Source organism: Pseudodesulfovibrio piezophilus C1TLV30 (assembly GCF_000341895.1).
GTDB lineage: Bacteria > Desulfobacterota > Desulfovibrionia > Desulfovibrionales > Desulfovibrionaceae > Pseudodesulfovibrio > Pseudodesulfovibrio piezophilus.
This window is the reverse complement of sequence record NC_020409.1, coordinates 1,231,407-1,247,731: the sequence shown is the minus strand read 5'-3', so window position 1 is coordinate 1,247,731 and position 16,325 is coordinate 1,231,407. Positions and strand designations below refer to the sequence as shown.

Below are 16,325 nucleotides of genomic sequence, written 5' to 3'. Positions count from 1 at the left end.
TATGGGAAAATGTTTGGATTTGAAATCGACAGCCAGTTCTGTGGTAAAAAAGGATCATCGTGAGAAATGTGATGGCTCCTTGCTTTATCTGAACGATATTGCGGAAGAGGGACTTCTCTATGCCCGACTCTTTCGCTCTACGGAGGCTGCTGCTGATATAGTCTCCTGTTCTTTGCCTGAGTTGCCCGAAGGCTATTACATCATCGGTGCCAAGGATATTAAGGGGAAAAACTTCGTCAAGCTCATGGTGGAGGATCAGCCTGTCTTTGCGGACGGAACTGTGACCTATGTCGGTGAGCCGATCTTTTTGATCGTCGGCAGGGACCGGGATGTTATTCATGGTATAAGCGATGCCATCAAGGTGGAGTATGAAATGCATACTCCGGTGTTTGATTTTCAAAGCCGCTGTACTCCTGATATCCAACACATGGTGAGTTATTCCCTGGGATGCCCACGGGAAGAGTCTCTTGATGTCGAGGAACGTGCCCACTTAGTCAAGGTCGAGGAATTCAGGACTCCCCTGCAGGAACATGTCTATCTGGAACCCCAAACTGTGAAAGGGTTCATTGATTCCGAGGGGAGGGTGACTGTCGAAGGGAGTATGCAGTGCCCTTATTATGTGAAAAAAGCGGTCATGTCGGCCTTGGCATTATCCGATGATGAGGTCCGGATTATCCAGTCGCCCACCGGAGGAGCCTTTGGGGGCAAGGAGGATTTCCCCTGTTCCATAGGGTGTCAGGTTGCGGTTGCTGCTTCCATTATCAAAAAGCCCATTCTTCTGACCTTTGACCGTCATGAAGATATGATGTTCACCACCAAGCGCCACCCTGCCGTGGTGCGCTATCGGACATCCCTGGATGAAAACGGGGAGATTCTGGGCATGAACATAGAGGTTTATTTCGATGGCGGGGCCAATCAGGGACTGAGTTCCGTGGTGCTTCAGCGGGCGCTTATCAATTCCATCGGTGTCTATGCCATCCCCCATGTTTCGGTACAGGGGTATGTGGTTTTTACCAACAATGTCCCCAATGGAGCGTTTCGCGGATTCGGTGCGCCTCAAAGTACTGCTGCCTTGGAAGCGCATATGGTCCATATCGCTCGTGATTTTTCCATAGACCCTCTGGAATACAAGCAACACTATCTCGTCGCCCAAGGAAGTCCGACAGTGACAGGTGGCCTTTTCAGAGACCCTGTCCTGTTGCCCACCATGATCCACGATGTGAAAAGTCGTTTTGGCTACGAAGGCAAAAAAAGACACTTCACGGAGTTGAATAGGAGCAATCCCCGCTATCGTAAGGGCATCGGAACTTCGCTTTTCCTTCATGGCTGTGGTTTTACCGGCAGCGGGGAACGGGACTACATCAAATCAGTGGTTCGTCTGGAAAAAAATGGTGCTGATGACGTCACTATTCGTATCGCCAATGTTGACATGGGGCAGGGGTTGCTGACCACCATGAGTAAGATCGTTGGGCAGGCCCTGGACATTGATTACCGGAAAATCACTTTTCCGTATCCGGACACCGCTTGTGTGCCGGATTCCGGTCCCACTGTGGCCTCCCGGACCATCATGATCGTGGGAAAAATTCTGGAAAGGGCGGCCCTGCGTTTGAAAGATAAATGGGTGTCAGGTGAGGAACAGGTCGTGACCGAAGAGTATATTCACGATGAATCAACTATACCCTGGGATGAAAATGCTCTTACCGGAGATGCCTACCCCGCCTATTCGTGGGGAGTAAATATGGTCGAAGTCACGGTGGATATCCTAACTGGCCATATTGATGTGGATCGTATTGATGCTTCTTATGATGTGGGCAAGGCCATTGACGAACGGGTCCTTCGCGGTCAGATCGACGGCGGTGTGACTCAGGGAGTTGCCTGGGGGTACATGGAAAATATGGAACGGCATGATGGTGTTATGTATCAGAGGACCATTTCCGATTATGGTCCGCCCACAGCCATGGATATTCCGCTTATCGAGAGTCATCTTTATGATAATCCCTATGAGAATGGACCCTCTGGAGCCAAGGGCGCGGGGGAGTTGACTTTTATAGGTGGAAGCCCCGCCCTGCACGACGCGGTCGAGGATGCCACTGGGGCTGTCTTTCACCGACTCCCGCTTACCCCGGAACACGTTCTTGAGGTTCTTGGCGATCAAGAGGAAAAATAGATAATGATCTCTTTTACATTGAATAATAAAATTGTTTCTGTGAATTCTCCTCTCTCGACACCTCTTCTACATGTTCTACGCAGTTCATTTGGTCTCATGGGCAGCAAGGAGGGGTGTGGCGAAGGAGAGTGTGGGGCATGTAGTCTTCTCATCAATGACACACTGCATACTAGCTGTATTTATCCTTTGGCCAATGTGGCGGGAAAGTCTGTGTTGACCATAGAAGGATTCAAGGGGACACCTCAGTTCAAGTGTCTTGATGAGGCCTTTGCACGCTGTAGTGCGGTGCAATGTGGGTTCTGTACGCCAGGGATGATTTTGGCTTCCCATGCTCTGCTTGTGAAAAATCCTGATCCGACCCTTCCTGAAGTGAAGGAGGCCCTTTCCGGCAATCTCTGCCGTTGCACCGGTTATAATTTGATTTTCGAGGCAGTTCTTTTGGCTGCGAAAAATGGGGGTGGACTGTGGTAGGTTCTATCCCTTCCAGTCTGGACCATGCACTGCGCCTGGCGCAGGTGGAGCCCTTCATGCCGGTTGCTGGCGGGACTGATGTGATGATTCGTTTCAAGGGTGGGGCCATGAAGCATGCTCTGCCACCACTTTTCATAGGTGATCTCAAGGAATTAAAGGGTGTTTGGAAAGAACAGGGATACCTCTGTATCGGAGCCTGCGAGACGTATGCCAATATCATTAAGGCGGCAGAGGTCCCCGTGGTTTTCAAAAAAGCTCTGTCCCAGATCGGCTCTCCGGCCATTCGCAACCAGGGAACCCTCGGGGGCAATATTTGCAATGCTTCTCCTGCGGGAGATGCCCTGCCGTTACTTTTCCTTTTTAAGGCAGAGGTCGTTCTGGCATCCAAGGAAGGGGAGCGAGTTCTTCCTTTGGAAGAGTTTATCACCGGTCCTGGTCAAACCGGGCGCAAGGGAAACGAACTGCTGATCATGATCAGGATCAACGAAGCCTTTTTGTCGAAAAGGTATTTTTATGTCTTCGAGAAGATGGGGAATCGCAAGGCTGATGCGATTTCAAAAGCTTCCTTTGCCCTGCGGCTTCTCCTCGATGACAAGAGTGTCATCGACATGGATGCCGCTTTCGGGGCCATGGGCCCTCGAGTCACTCTGCTCAATGATACAATCAAGAGCCTCATTTTGGGAAAGGAATTTCCTCTTGCTAATTTGGATACAACGCTTCTCAGGGAGAATCTTTTCTCCCTTTTGACACCTATCGACGATCAACGATCAACAGCAAAATACAGAAAAACAGTGGCTCTGAATCTTTTATCCCACTACCTGACAACAAATCATATGGATCAATATAAGGGGGCGAGATGAAAACCATCAGATGCACGATCAACGGTAAACAAGTAGAAACCTTGGTTGATCCAAAACGCCGACTGCTCGATTTCCTGCGTGAGGAGCAGGGGCTTATGGGTGCTAAAAACGGCTGCGGGAAAGGGCACTGCGGAACCTGTACCGTGGTCATTGATGGGCAAGCCAAGCGTTCATGTCTTGTGACCATGGGGTCTTGTGATAAGAGCGCGATCGAAACCATTGAGTCCCTTGGGACTGAAGACAAGCTGCACCCCTTGCAGGCGACTTTCATTGAAGAAGGTGCCGTACAATGCGGTTTTTGTACTCCGGGTATGATCATGGCGGCCAAGGCTTTGCTGGGCCGCACTCTTTCCCCCTCGGATGAGGAAATGCGACATGCTCTGCGGCATAATATTTGCCGTTGCACCGGCTACGGTGCGATCTTCAGGGCCATACACAAGGCTGCCGCCATCATGCGGGGGGATATTCAGCAGACCTCCGGAACGTTTGATAGGGGTGATTATATCGGTGCTAATGTTCCCAAGAAGGACGGTATTGCCAAGGTTGTCGGAGCGCCCATCTTTGCTGCAGATCTCAAGGAAGATGAGGTGCTTTACGGGGTCCCCGTATTTAGTGAACACGCCCACGCAGAGATTCTTGCCATAGAGACTGCCGAAGCCGATGCTGTCCACGGTATTGCGAGGGTCGCGACCTCTGGTGACGTGCCTGGTATAAATAAATTTGGACTTTTTGTCCCGCAACAGCCTGTGTTGTGTCAGGATAAAGTAAAATATTTCGGTGATGTGGTTGCGTGTGTTTATGGAGAGACTCTCGAGGCAGCCAGGCTTGGAGCTTCCAGGGTTTCTGTCAAGTATAAGGTCTTGAAACCTTTGACTGACGCTGAAGAGAACATCAAGGATGGTGCGCCTTGTATCCATGAAGATACTGATAACAACATCATTCACCACGTGAGTGTCCGCAAAGGCGATGTGGAGAAAGGGTTTGCCCAGGCTGATGTTGTGATAGAAAATATTTATCAGACACAGGCCGTGGAGCACGCTTATCTAGAGCCGGAATCCTGTTTGACCAAGATGGTTGATGGGGTGCTGACGCTCTATTCCGGCAGCCAGGGATCTCTGGCCTTCAAGAAGATGGTTCAGGAAAATCTTTGTCTTGAAGATGACAAGGTGCGGGTTGTTTTCACGGCCACAGGAGGCGGTTTCGGAGGCAAGGAAGAACCCACTGTGCAGCTCTTGGCAGCTTTGGGGACATTCTTGACTAACAGGCCTGTGAAAATGGTCATGACTCGCGAAGAATCCATTCGCATGAGCACCAAACGGCATCCCATGAAGATATGGATGAAGCATGGAGTGACCAGGGATGGTCGCATCACTGCCATGCGGTCCAGAGTCATTGGTGATGCCGGAGCCTATAGCTCTCAGACAAAACCTGTCATATTCCGTTCCGCAGTCACGGCGTCCGGTCCCTATAAAGTCGAGAATGTGGAGGCTGATTCCTATGGTGTCTATACTCATAAGAATCCTCATGGAGCATTCAGAGGATTCGGCAGTACCCAGGCCAGCTTTGCCTGTGAAAGTCAGATGGACCAATTGGCCGAGGCCATCGGTATGGACCCATTTACATTGCGGGAAATCAACGGGTTCACCAAAGGAGTAGAGACGAGTACAGGCCAACTTTTGCATGATGGCATCGGCTATCTTGATACTTTGAAAGATGCCCACAAGGGACTTTTGGCATTGAAAGAAGAGTTCTCTTCCGTGGAGCGGCCAGGACATCTCAAGCTGGGATTTGGCCTTGCCAGTGCTTACAAAAATGTCGGCATCGGCACTGGTCTGGCAGACAAGGCCGGCGCTTATGTGGAAATGACAGAACAGGGGAGGATTTTGGTCAGTATTGGAGCGACCGATATGGGGCAGGGGGTGGATACCTTGAGTGCCCAGATTGCGGGAAGTGTCCTTGGCGTTCCCTATGAGCTTATTGACGTGGTCGCCTGCGACACCCTGACCTGTCCTGATGGTGGTATGACCACTGCCTCTCGGCAGACTTTTGTGACTGGAAACGCAGTCAAGGAAGCGGCTCAAATATTGAAAAAGACTCTTGCTCCCTACCTGGCAGAGAGTGGAATCGTCTCATGCGAGCACTTGAGAAATGCTTGGAATCAGGCTCGGAAGGATGGGGTGGAAACCAAGGTTGAACATGATTACTATCCGCCTAAGACTCACGCTCATCGAACCGATGCCAACTACAAGGAAGGGGAAGACCGTTCCACTTATGATATCCATTATTCGTATTGTTTTGCTTCATCCGCTGTGGCTTTGGAGGTGAACACCCAGACCGGAGAGGTCACAGTGCTCAAGGTTTATTCCTCTCAGGACGTCGGCAAGGCAATTCATCCCAAGAATGTCATCGGTCAGATAGAAGGCTCTGTCGCCATGGGGGTCGGACTTGGATTGACTGAAGAATTCGTCTCGGATGGAGAGAAGATGCTCCCTCAGAACCTGAAATCCTTCGGACTTCTGACGAGTGAGAGCATGCCTCCCGTGGTAGCGAGCTATGTGGAAGAAGCCCAGGAAAAAGGGCCGTTTGGCGCCAAGGGAATGGGCGAGGTCGGGTTGAATCCTCTGGCTCCGGCCATCGCGAATGCCATCTATGATGCTATAGGGAAAAGGTTGACACACCTGCCTATGAAACCTGAGAAGGTCTTGAAAGCGTTGAAATCATAACATGAGCAAGTCGATTTTGATTGACCTTGGAGAAGTTTATGCTGGGTAGGAAAATAAAGGCAAAGAGAATTGAGCTTGGTATCAGCCAAAAAAAATTGGCTGAAATGACGGATTTGACACCAGGCTTTTTGAGTCAGATCGAGAGGGATCTGGCTGAACCTTCGGTTACTTCACTTCGAAAGATATCTCGAGCCTTGAATGTGCCCGTTTTCTACTTTCTCATGGAAGATGATGATCAAAAGGCTGTGGTCAAAAAGGATCAGCGTCGCAAGCTGAATTTTCATAATTCTCATATGACCTATGAGCTTCTTTGTCCTGATTTGAATCGTCAGATGGAGATGTTCATGGGGGAACTTGAGCCGGGAGCAATGACGTGCGAAGAGCCTCTGCCCCATCCGGGTGAAGAGGTCACTTATGTTTTGAAAGGGAAGATGTGGATTCGCATCGGCGAAGACGAATATTCTCTGGAAGAGGGGGATACCATTTACTATCAGGGAAGCATCCCCCACCAGATAAAAAACGTGGGGTCCGAGATGATGGTTTTCATCTCAACCATCACGCCACCATTGTTTTAGATTTCCCGTGGAAAAAATAGCAGTAGAGAAAGCCGTCGGTTCAGTACTGGCCCATGACCTTACCCGTATTGTTAAGGGGAAGAGCAAAGGAGTGGCCTTTAGAAAAGGGCATGTTGTTGGAGAGTCGGATATCCCTGTTTTAAAAGATATGGGGAAAAATCACCTCTATGTTTTTGAGCTTTCCGACAACGCTTTGCATGAGAATGATGGAGCCGTCTTCCTGGCCACGCTTCTGGAAGGACCCCATGTAGAAAGGGCTGAGCCAGCCGAGGGAAAAGTCAGCCTTTTCAGCTCCTGCACTGGATTACTGGATATTGATGTCGAACTTTTGAAGCGCGTCAATGGAGCGGAAGGAGTTATTGTTGCCACCCGGCATACCGATTCCATTGTCCAAAAAGGGGATATGCTGGCTGGCGTTAAGATAATCCCCCTGACCATCGGTAAGGAAGTTTTGTCGGATATCGAGAGGAGTGTTGTCAGAGAGGGCACCCCTCTTGTGCAGGTCAGACCTTTCCACCCGTTGAAAGTTGGCTTGATTATGACGGGATCTGAGGTCTTTGAAGGGCGTATCAAAGATACATTTTCCGATGTCATTGAACAGAAGATCGCTTCTCTCGGTGGGCAGGTTGTCAAAAAAATCTATGCCCCTGACGAGAGAGATTTTCTTCATGACAAGGCCGAGATGGTTATGGCTGAAGATGTTGACCTTCTGGTCTTTGCCGGTGGTATGAGCGTCGATCCAGACGACTTGACGCCATCCGTTATTGCCCACTTTGCGACCGATATAATAACGTATGGGTCGCCTGTACTCCCCGGAGCCATGTTCATGATGGCATACAGGGAGAGCCTCCCCATTATCGGAGTCCCCGCCTGTGGGATGTTCCACAAGACAACCATGCTTGATTTGGTGCTTCCCCGTCTCTTTGCCAAAGATAGGATCAGCGGTGACTTTATAGTGAACAAGGCCCACGGCGGCCTTTGTCTCAACTGTCCCGAGTGTCTTTACCCTCATTGTCCATTTGGAAAATAGTCAAACATTCTTGCTTTGAGACATCCTTGAGATGTCTTTTTTTTTCCTGTGATTCAAGTGGGGTAACACCACCTCTGAAATGGAAAACCTGCCCGTCAATCGATTCTTTTTTTTTTGGGGAAAATGATTCGAAATCGAGAAGGGATAGGTACGGTCCTTGCAAATTTGAAGAATTAGAGGGGATGCCCCTCTCCGTTTTTTTGATAACTGCGGAACGGTCATATCTTCAAAGATTGATTCTTGCCTGTATTGCTTACATATCTTCGAATTACCCTAATATCAGTCGGTATTTTCTGGATGTCTGAAAGTGACTTTTTTCAGGTGGAGGCTGCTGCGGTTTTACAAAAATGTCGTGATTCAGTGTTTTGATTTAATGTATAAGGAGAGAGAGTTTATGAGTAACAATCAGCAGGCCGTCTCAGAGATGATTTTCAAATTGGAAGATCGTCCGAGTGCTGCCAAGGCGTTTTTCGCCGCCCTTCAACACTTAATGGCGATTTTTGTTGGTATCGTCACTCCGGCAATCGTCATTTCCGGGGCTGTTGGGTTCAGTACAGAAGTGTCTTCCTATCTGATCAGCATGTCCCTTTTTGTCTCCGGAGTAGCCACTTTTATACAATGCCGTAAAATCGGACCTATTGGGTCCGGTATTCTCAGTATTCAGGGGACGAGTTTTACCTTTTTGTCTCTTTGTATCGGCATCGGACTTTCTGTTAAAGCGGCTGGCGGGTCGGAAGGGGAAATGCTGGCTTCGATTTTCGGAACCTGTCTGCTCGCTTCTCCGGTGGAGATGATTTTCAGTCGCTTTGTTCCTTTGCTTAACAAAATAATCACTCCTCTGGTCAGTGGCATCGTCGTCACGCTCATCGGTCTTTCTCTGATCAAGGTTGGGCTGACCGATGTGGGAGGCGGAGCCTGGCTTCTTGCCCACAAACCCGAGAGTTTTGCCAATGCTCAGAACCTGACACTGGCAGCCATCGTGCTGGTCGTGATTATTCTCTTCAATAGAAGCAGCAACAAGTGGCTTCGCATGGGAGCTATTGTTTTTGGTCTTGTAGCCGGTTATGTGGCGGCAGCGTTGCTCGGAAAAGTCGATTTCAGTAGTGTCTCCAAGCTCGAACTGATTGCTCTGCCTATTCCTTTCAAGTTTGGCATGGCTATCAGTTGGCCTCATCTCATTCCCATGGCTTTGCTTTTTTTGGTTACGACCGTCGAGTCCATGGGTGATCTAACTGCCACTTCCATGGTCTCTGGCGAGCCGGTGGAAGGGGAACTCTACATGAAGCGTATTTCAGGCGGGATTCTGGGGGATGGAATCAATTCCGCTCTTGCCGCTGTTTTCAATACCTTCCCCAACACGACTTTCAGCCAGAACAACGGTGTTATTCAGATGACCGGTGTCGCAAGTCGTTATGTTGGGTATTGGATTGCCGGTCTTCTGGTTCTCTTTGGTATCTTTCCTGTCATTGGTGGCGTTTTTTCCGTGATTCCCAGTTCGGTTCTGGGTGGTGCAACGCTGATCATGTTCGGGACGGTTGCAGCCGCAGGTATCAGAATTATTGCTTCCAGCATTATTGATCGGCGGGGTGTTTTGATAATGGCCATATCCTTTGCCTTGGGGCTTGGTGTTGTCTTCGTTCCACAGGTTTTGCAGGCATTCCCTCCCTTCTTTAAGGGGGTCTTTAGCTCTGCCATCACTACGGGTGGGCTGACAGCTATCCTCCTGAATATCATTCTCCCTCGCAGCTTTCACGAGCAGCCTGCGGCAGGGTCGATGGAAGACATGGTCTAAGGGGCGGATTCGTCTGAAATTCCTTTATGGGGTTCTCTGTAATTCAAGACAATATTATTAAATAGAGGAAGAGCGTCGGGTTCCAAGGCGTTTTCCTCAGATGCTGGCAAATGAACAAAATCCCCCGGAAACATTGGTTTCTGGGGGATTTTTATTGGATAATATTTTTCCGTCTTTTCTTTCGTTTTAGTCAAAGACGAGAATATGATTTTCGAGGGTGTAGCTCTTGAGTTGTGGGAGATGAAACCATTGTATAATCATGCCACAGGCGGTTTCCCCTTGTCCCTTTTCATTCTTCCAATATCTTATGGGGTAATAGTCATCTTTCTGGTTGTTTCCAGTAATAATCTGGCATTCACTCCGCCGCAACTCGGTTTGCTGACTTCATTGAGAATGAATCGGATTTTATACACTCCGGGAGCCGTGAATATGAGTGTGGTCCTGGGAAATCCTCTTTTGACTTCCGGTTCATATTTTCCAGGTCCCTCAAGTGTTCGGACGTTGACAGAAGCATAGGAGCCGTTGCTGATGGGAGAGTCTTTCAGATCGAAAAAAACAGTTATTATACTGTGTGTTTTCATTTCACCATGTATTTCCATGGTTGGATGCGGCGAGGCTTGCTCGTCCCCTTGAGCAAAACTATTGGTTGAGATGAGCAGGGGGAAAAGGAGAAACAGCAGGCCGCTTGTCATGGCGATTCGTCGAATCCAGTCATATTTCTTCATAGCTTGATAATACGCTCTCTCATGAGTATTGCAATGGGTGGGTAGGTACTGGGTATATATCTATGAGGAGGATGTCATGATGGGAACGTTGAGTCCGCATATGTGTTGGGAGTTGTTGGCAGGCATTGTCAATAAAAAGGAATACTTTTTGGAACGATGGACGGTTCGTATGCAAGAAGCCGGATATCTTCAGCATACCACGGCCAAGAGGTTTGACTGTCTTCAGGCCTTGGATGAGTTTCTCGAACCTGTCCGTGTTCATCTCGTGCAGGAATCTATGGTTCCCGGCTTTCCGTGGCTCATTCAACATCAAGGTGAGTGGGGCCGGTTTCTGATAGAATCTGCGAGGCGCCATCGTCTGCGCGGTGTTGATGCTGAGTTGTTTTTGGGGTGCTTCAAAACATTTGTTCACAGCCTGTTGGATGTTGTCGAACAATTGAATGGTTCCCATAAAAGCATAAGAGTTGTTCAGCGGCTCATCAGCTTGTACGGCGACGCTCTCGAAGTGCTGTTTGTCGCGGATTGGACTCGGGCTCTGCCGGATATAACGGCCAAGAAACTTGATGAGGCCAATCGGCTCGTGACTTTTGAGAAGTGTCGATTCGAGAATATTCTCAACTCGACCTCCGACCTCATCTTTGTTGTCGGAAGTGATGGTCTGGTTTCCAGCGTGAATATGGCGGTAAGGGCATTGCTTCCCGAAGAGGAGGTGGTCGGCGTGCCTATTTGGGATTCGCTTGCCATTGAGGGGCGGTCCATAGAGGAGCTCATGAAGTTCTATCCTGTGGGAATGTCATCTGAGATAAGTCCTTTCGACAACGAGAATATCTACCATTTGCAGATCAATCCCATGCGCAGTGTCAGTTTGGCCAGTGATGAATTTATGATCATGTTGATCAATGTGACGGCGCAGGCCATGCAGCGGGAAACACTGGAGCGCATCGTGTCCGAGAGGACAGAAGAACTGCGCAAGGAAAAAGAACAGCTTGAAGAGATGAATATAACCCTCCGTAATGTCTTGCAAAGCATTGACAGAGAGCGCGGTGAGTTTTTTGATGGTGTGTCTTTAAAAATCAACAATCTGGTCCTTCCCGCCCTCGAACGGCTTGAGTTCGAGGATGATCTGTCCATTCGAAAAGGATATGTCACAGTGGTGAGGGATCAGTTGGCTCGTCTTGCTTCGGGAAACGCGCTTTCGGACCCTTTGCTTCTCAAATTGACTCCTATGGAGAACAAAGTAAGTCAGTTCATACAAGCTGGGCATGCGTCAAAGGACATTGCCCACAGCCTGAATCTTTCATTGGAAACCGTCCAGACTCATCGTAAGAATATTCGACGAAAACTTGGGTTGCACGGCAAAAGTGTCAGCCTCTATGCTCACCTCAAAACCATGGGAGCCACAACTTGATTGGGTATGTATCAATACCCAATTAATCCCCATTTTCCCGTCTGTCATCTTTCCTCCAATTTATAATACGTAGCTCATAGGGAATACGTATGATGTTACTATTAGGAGGTGAAAATCTATGCCCGGTACTAAATCGAGTACGGGAATCACGGCACTTCGGGACTTTTTTTTCGCACGGGATGCTGCTGATATCAGAGTTGCATCGCAGAGCATTGCCAGTCATTTTCAACTGACTCTTGATACCGGAATCGATTGGAACGATGTTGAGTATGATTTTAATCGGCTTTTTGTCGGTCCCGCAGCAGTGCCAGCCCCACCTTACGCTTCAGCATATCAGGATAGACCGACCCTCATGGGCGAGCCAGCCCTGGAGGTGAGGCACGTTTATCGTTGTCTCAATCTCTCTGTCCCGGACCAAGGGGCTACTCCGGATGATTTCTTGCCCTTTGAGCTGGATGCAGTGATTGCCTTTGAAGCCTTGGGAACGATTGGGGGCGGAGAAGGAAGCGATGATGTCGAAGCACTTCGATTCTGGCTTGTCTCTGAACACATGGGAGAATGGGTGCCAGAATTTATCAGGGCAACTCGGCGGCAAGATGATGTGAGCGCACCTGTGTCAATGGCAACATCTGCATTGGAGATGTGGCTTGAGCATGCCGTTGAATCATTTGATCCGACCCGTGTGTAATGCGAAACTATATTATTATGACAAATAGGTGGATTGTATGACTGAAAAGAAAAAGACACTTAGCAGGCGACGGTTCATTCAGGGAGTCTCGGCCGCCGGGGTGGCATCGCTGCTGCCGTGTCGGTTCCTGATTCCAAGGAGTGCTGTTGCGGCAGAAGGCTTGAGCGAAAACGAGTATGAGGTCTTTAGAAATGCCTGCCCCAGAAATTGTTACGATACATGTAGTATCAAATCTTACGTAAAAGACGGCGTGCTCCAGTTTATCGAAGGAGCACAGGAATCGACTTTTACTCACGGCGGTCTGTGTGTGAAGGGGTACGCGTACACACGTCGCCCATACAGCCCGGACAGGATCAAATATCCGATGGTTCAGGATGGTCGTCGATCCGGGAAATGGCGGCGTGTTTCCTGGGATGAAGCCATGGATATGATCGCCAGGAAGATAATAAAACTCAAGGAAGAAGATGGTTCGCTTTTGGGTTTGGGCCTGACAAAATATTCAGGAAATTTCGGCATTACCAATTATGGTGTCGAAGGCATGATGTCTTCGCTTGGTTATACGACTCGTTTTGTTGGCACTCCGTGCTGGCCTGCTGGTATTGATGCCCAGAATTTTGATATGGGCAATATGTGGTGTAATGATCCTGAAGATATGGTCAAGGCCAAGTATCTTATTATCTGGGGAGCCAACCCTGCATGGTGTTCGGTGCATTCCATGAAATATATCATGGAGGCCAAGCGTCGAGGGGCCAAGGTTGTAGTCATAGATCCGGTCTTTACGCAGACAGCGGCCAAAAGTGACGTCTACTGGCAGCCCCAGACGTCAAGTGATGGAGCCTTGGCGCTCGGGATGGCAAAACATATTCTGGACATGGGGTTGGTTGATCGGGAGTTCGTGAACCAACATAGCATCGGTTTTGATGAATTTGTTGCCTATCTTAACGCCAATGTCACCATTGAATGGGCATCTGGGCAGAGCGGTATTCCAGTTCAGGATATCAAGGAAGTGGCCGAAGAATTCGCTTCTGCCGATCCGGCTACCATTTGGATTGGATATGGCCTGCAACGGCACACCAATGGTGGGGCAACCGTTCGTTCCATCGATGCCTTGGTCGCCATGACAGGGAATGTCGGCAAAGAAGGGGGCGGGGCCAGATACGGGCACCTTCAGACATGGGGCTTCAATTACAATGCTTTCATTCAGAAACAACCTGAAGGGTCCATGGGGTTTGTTGGTGCTGCGGCCAAAGGAGAGTTCCATCTCGCCAAGGATCAGGAGACAAGCTATTCCGATCGCACCGTTAACATTAACAAAACAGCTCAGGAAATTCTTGATACCAAAGATCCGGCCATCAGGATGCTCTGGGTTTCCTGTAAGAATCCCTTTGGGCAAGATTTTGACCGCCCGAAGTTACAGAAGGCTTTTGATACTCTTGAGATGGTTGTCTCCGTGGAGCAGTTTTTTACTGAGACTGTGGCCAACTCGGACATTGTCCTGCCGGTTACGACTCTGTTCGAGGAATGGTCTGTGAATGCTTCCTATTGGCATTATTGGCTCAGTATTAATGAACAGGCAATCAAACCTTTGCACGAGGCCAAGTCCAATCTTGAAATCGCAGCATTGCTTTCCAAAAAAATGAATGAACTTTCACCCGGATCCTGCACTTTGCCAACAGAGATCGACACAAAGGAATGGACTGAGAAAGAGTTCAATCAGGGGCTTTACGATTTGTTCGGCATCAATGACTGGACCGATCTCAGGAATGGCCCGGTCAAGGCGAAGCTCAAATCATCGGCCGCTTGGCATGATATGAAATTTGGTACACCTTCTGGAAAGTATGAATTCAGGTCAGAGCTATGCCAGGAGCATGGTCACGATGCGCTTCCCGAGTTCAAAGAAGGGCGAAAAGCCTATGACAAGTTTCGCTTGCTCACTCCTCACACAAAATTTGGTATTCACTCCCAGTTTGTTAATTTGGACTGGATGAAGGAATACAATAAGGAGCCGTACCTCTACATGAATCCTAAGGCGGCAGCTGAAAAAGGGATTGATGATTTGGATATGGTGCGTGTGTTCAACAAGGTTGGGGAGCAGCATGTCAGGGTCAAGCTGACAGATAATGTGGCAGCGGATTGTCTCCTCATGTACGAAGCTTGGTTCGGCAAGGGAACGGATTTCAACGTCCAGAATCTCGTTGATGATGAATCCTCTGATATGGGGGCATTCAAGGCAGGCGCGCCCGGCGTTGCCATTCATGATCAATTTGCCAACGTTGAAAAAGTCTAAGGGATTATGACAATGAAAAAACAATATGCTTTTTTGGTCGATTCCGAAAAGTGCATCGGATGCTTTACCTGTGCCATGGCATGCCGGAATTATTACCATCAGGAAGAAGGTGTGGTCTGGCGTCAGGTTTATCCTCTGGACGAGGAAATTTATCCTCATCGGGAGCGGGCTTTCTTTTCGCTTTCCTGCAACCATTGTGAAAACCCGGCCTGTCTCAATGTCTGCCCGGTAGAGGCCTATACAAAGCGGGAAAGTGATGGCGTCGTCGTTCATCACCAGGACAAATGCATTGGCTGCGGCAACTGTATCCGCTCCTGTCCTTATGGAGCGCCCAAGTATAATCCGGTGGAAAAGCGGGCAGAAAAATGCAGTTTGTGTCATGAACGCCTGGACGCGGACTTGCAGCCCGCCTGCACACAGTCTTGTCCGACCGGCGCCTTGCAATTGGTTGATCTGTCCACCATGGAACAGACCAGTCAGGTACAGTTCCCGGCCGGGTATCCCAAGATGCCGAAATTGAATCCATCCACACGGTTCTTATTGCCCAAATTCCCAAAGATGGTGAGGAGATAGATATGCAATCATTTGAATTGCCTTTGGTCTTTTTCACAGTGCTTTCTCAGGCGGCCATAGGAATTGCCCTTACGGCTGCCGTGCGTGCGAGAGGCGGAGTAGACAGTGACAATGCCCAGCGCCAGTGGCGTATGACAGCCGGTTTGATGGTTGTGGGACTCATCGCTTCACTCTTTCATCTCGGGCATCCTACTGGTGCTCCCAATGCATTGAAGCATCTTTCCACGGCGTGGCTGAGCCGGGAGGTTCTGTCTGCCGGGTTGTTTGTCGGTCTGGCTATTCTCGCTGCGTTCAGCGTTGGCAAAAAAGGAAATCCAGTGCTTGCCCTGCTTGGCGCGGTCCTCGGGCTCGTGGTTATTTTTTCTACTGGAATGACCTATGCGCCACCGGCATATCCCGCAGTGAACAATGCATTACCTGCCACCTTTTTCCTGACGACTGCCGTAATTCTGGGCGCGGGATTCGCCAGCTGGTTTGCCGGGGGAGAGCGTCAGCCGCTTCTGGCGCGTATTTTTACGACAGGGCTTGTTGTCGGGGTGGTTTTGTATCTTGTCGCGCCGTGTGTCTGGCTTTCTGGTGGAAAAGTCATGCGTTTGACCGGGCAGGCCTGGTTTGCATCGGGCCTGTATTGGACCCATGTGGGTGTGCTGGTGGTTTCTCTTGCCGTGATGGTGAAAACCAGAACCATTCCTGTGTGGCTCCCTATCCTTGTCCTCTTTGGCGAACTGGCGGGGCGGGCCGGATTCTTTGTCGATACTATCCATACTGCGGCCAACATGGGTGCTCTGTATTGACGACTCAAATTCTGTCATAAAAAAGGGGGGGGCATCCGCTCCTCCCCCTTTTGTCAATGCTGATTCGGAACGAGTTGCATTGGGTGTATTGCCAGCGACCCGGTAATATTGCTCTGTAAAAAAGATGATAAAAGTTCTCGCGAATTATCGCTGTCCATTCATATGGTGTCAGGGATCTCACCTCTTACCGTGCACCTCCTTCCGTGGGGTCCATGTGGAGAGTTTGGTGGAA

Annotated in this window: 13 protein-coding genes; 12 read left to right on the top strand and 1 reads right to left on the bottom strand. The window is 49.4% G+C overall.

Annotation, left to right across the window (positions count from 1 at the left end; translation table 11 throughout):
* Position 1 precedes the first annotated feature (1 nt).
* The 7 genes from BN4_RS05965 (at position 2) to BN4_RS05935 (ending at position 9,618) form a co-directional block, all read left to right on the top strand.
* The gene (locus BN4_RS05965) at positions 2-2,167 is read left to right on the top strand and encodes a xanthine dehydrogenase family protein molybdopterin-binding subunit (RefSeq protein WP_015414471.1); all 2,166 of its coding nucleotides are present in this window, start codon (positions 2-4) and stop codon (positions 2,165-2,167) included.
* A gap of 3 nt (positions 2,168-2,170) precedes the next feature.
* A complete protein-coding gene (locus tag BN4_RS05960) occupies positions 2,171-2,638 on the top strand; it encodes a (2Fe-2S)-binding protein (protein WP_015414470.1) in 468 nt (155 codons plus the stop codon).
* Positions 2,632-3,498 carry an FAD binding domain-containing protein gene (locus tag BN4_RS05955; RefSeq protein WP_015414469.1) on the top strand — a complete coding sequence of 289 codons (867 nt, stop codon included), beginning with the start codon at positions 2,632-2,634 and terminating at the stop codon, positions 3,496-3,498. Before BN4_RS05960 ends, BN4_RS05955 begins: the two co-directional genes overlap by 7 nt.
* On the top strand, positions 3,495-6,221 hold the full coding sequence (locus BN4_RS05950) for a molybdopterin-dependent oxidoreductase (RefSeq protein ID WP_015414468.1): 2,727 nt from the start codon (positions 3,495-3,497) through the stop codon (positions 6,219-6,221). Before BN4_RS05955 ends, BN4_RS05950 begins: the two co-directional genes overlap by 4 nt.
* A gap of 38 nt (positions 6,222-6,259) precedes the next feature.
* Positions 6,260-6,796 (top strand): helix-turn-helix domain-containing protein, encoded by a 537-nt coding sequence (locus BN4_RS05945; protein ID WP_015414467.1) that lies wholly within the window; start codon positions 6,260-6,262, stop codon positions 6,794-6,796.
* A 7-nt stretch (positions 6,797-6,803) separates the two neighbouring features.
* Positions 6,804-7,826 carry a molybdopterin-binding protein gene (locus BN4_RS05940; RefSeq protein ID WP_015414466.1) on the top strand — a complete coding sequence of 341 codons (1,023 nt, stop codon included), beginning with the start codon at positions 6,804-6,806 and terminating at the stop codon, positions 7,824-7,826.
* Between the two features lie 394 nt (positions 7,827-8,220).
* On the top strand, positions 8,221-9,618 hold the full coding sequence (locus BN4_RS05935; RefSeq protein WP_015414465.1) for a nucleobase:cation symporter-2 family protein: 1,398 nt from the start codon (positions 8,221-8,223) through the stop codon (positions 9,616-9,618).
* 305 nt (positions 9,619-9,923) lie between these two features.
* Here BN4_RS05935 and BN4_RS05930 read toward each other — a convergent pair whose 3' ends face one another.
* On the bottom strand, positions 9,924-10,343 hold the full coding sequence (locus BN4_RS05930) for a hypothetical protein (RefSeq protein ID WP_015414464.1): 420 nt from the start codon (positions 10,341-10,343) through the stop codon (positions 9,924-9,926).
* Between the two features lie 76 nt (positions 10,344-10,419).
* On the opposite strand from BN4_RS05930, the gene BN4_RS05925 reads away from it, so the two are divergent.
* The 5 genes from BN4_RS05925 (at position 10,420) to BN4_RS05905 (ending at position 16,093) form a co-directional block, all read left to right on the top strand.
* Positions 10,420-11,751 carry a LuxR C-terminal-related transcriptional regulator gene (locus tag BN4_RS05925; protein WP_015414463.1) on the top strand — a complete coding sequence of 444 codons (1,332 nt, stop codon included), beginning with the start codon at positions 10,420-10,422 and terminating at the stop codon, positions 11,749-11,751.
* A gap of 118 nt (positions 11,752-11,869) precedes the next feature.
* Positions 11,870-12,439 carry a molecular chaperone TorD family protein gene (locus BN4_RS05920; protein ID WP_015414462.1) on the top strand — a complete coding sequence of 190 codons (570 nt, stop codon included), beginning with the start codon at positions 11,870-11,872 and terminating at the stop codon, positions 12,437-12,439.
* A 37-nt stretch (positions 12,440-12,476) separates the two neighbouring features.
* The gene (locus BN4_RS05915; protein WP_015414461.1) at positions 12,477-14,726 is read left to right on the top strand and encodes a molybdopterin-dependent oxidoreductase; all 2,250 of its coding nucleotides are present in this window, start codon (positions 12,477-12,479) and stop codon (positions 14,724-14,726) included.
* 12 nt (positions 14,727-14,738) lie between these two features.
* Entirely contained in the window at positions 14,739-15,299 is a 561-nt protein-coding gene (locus BN4_RS05910; protein WP_015414460.1) for a 4Fe-4S dicluster domain-containing protein, read from the top strand.
* 2 nt (positions 15,300-15,301) lie between these two features.
* On the top strand, positions 15,302-16,093 hold the full coding sequence (locus BN4_RS05905; RefSeq protein ID WP_015414459.1) for a dimethyl sulfoxide reductase anchor subunit family protein: 792 nt from the start codon (positions 15,302-15,304) through the stop codon (positions 16,091-16,093).
* Positions 16,094-16,325 lie beyond the last annotated feature (232 nt).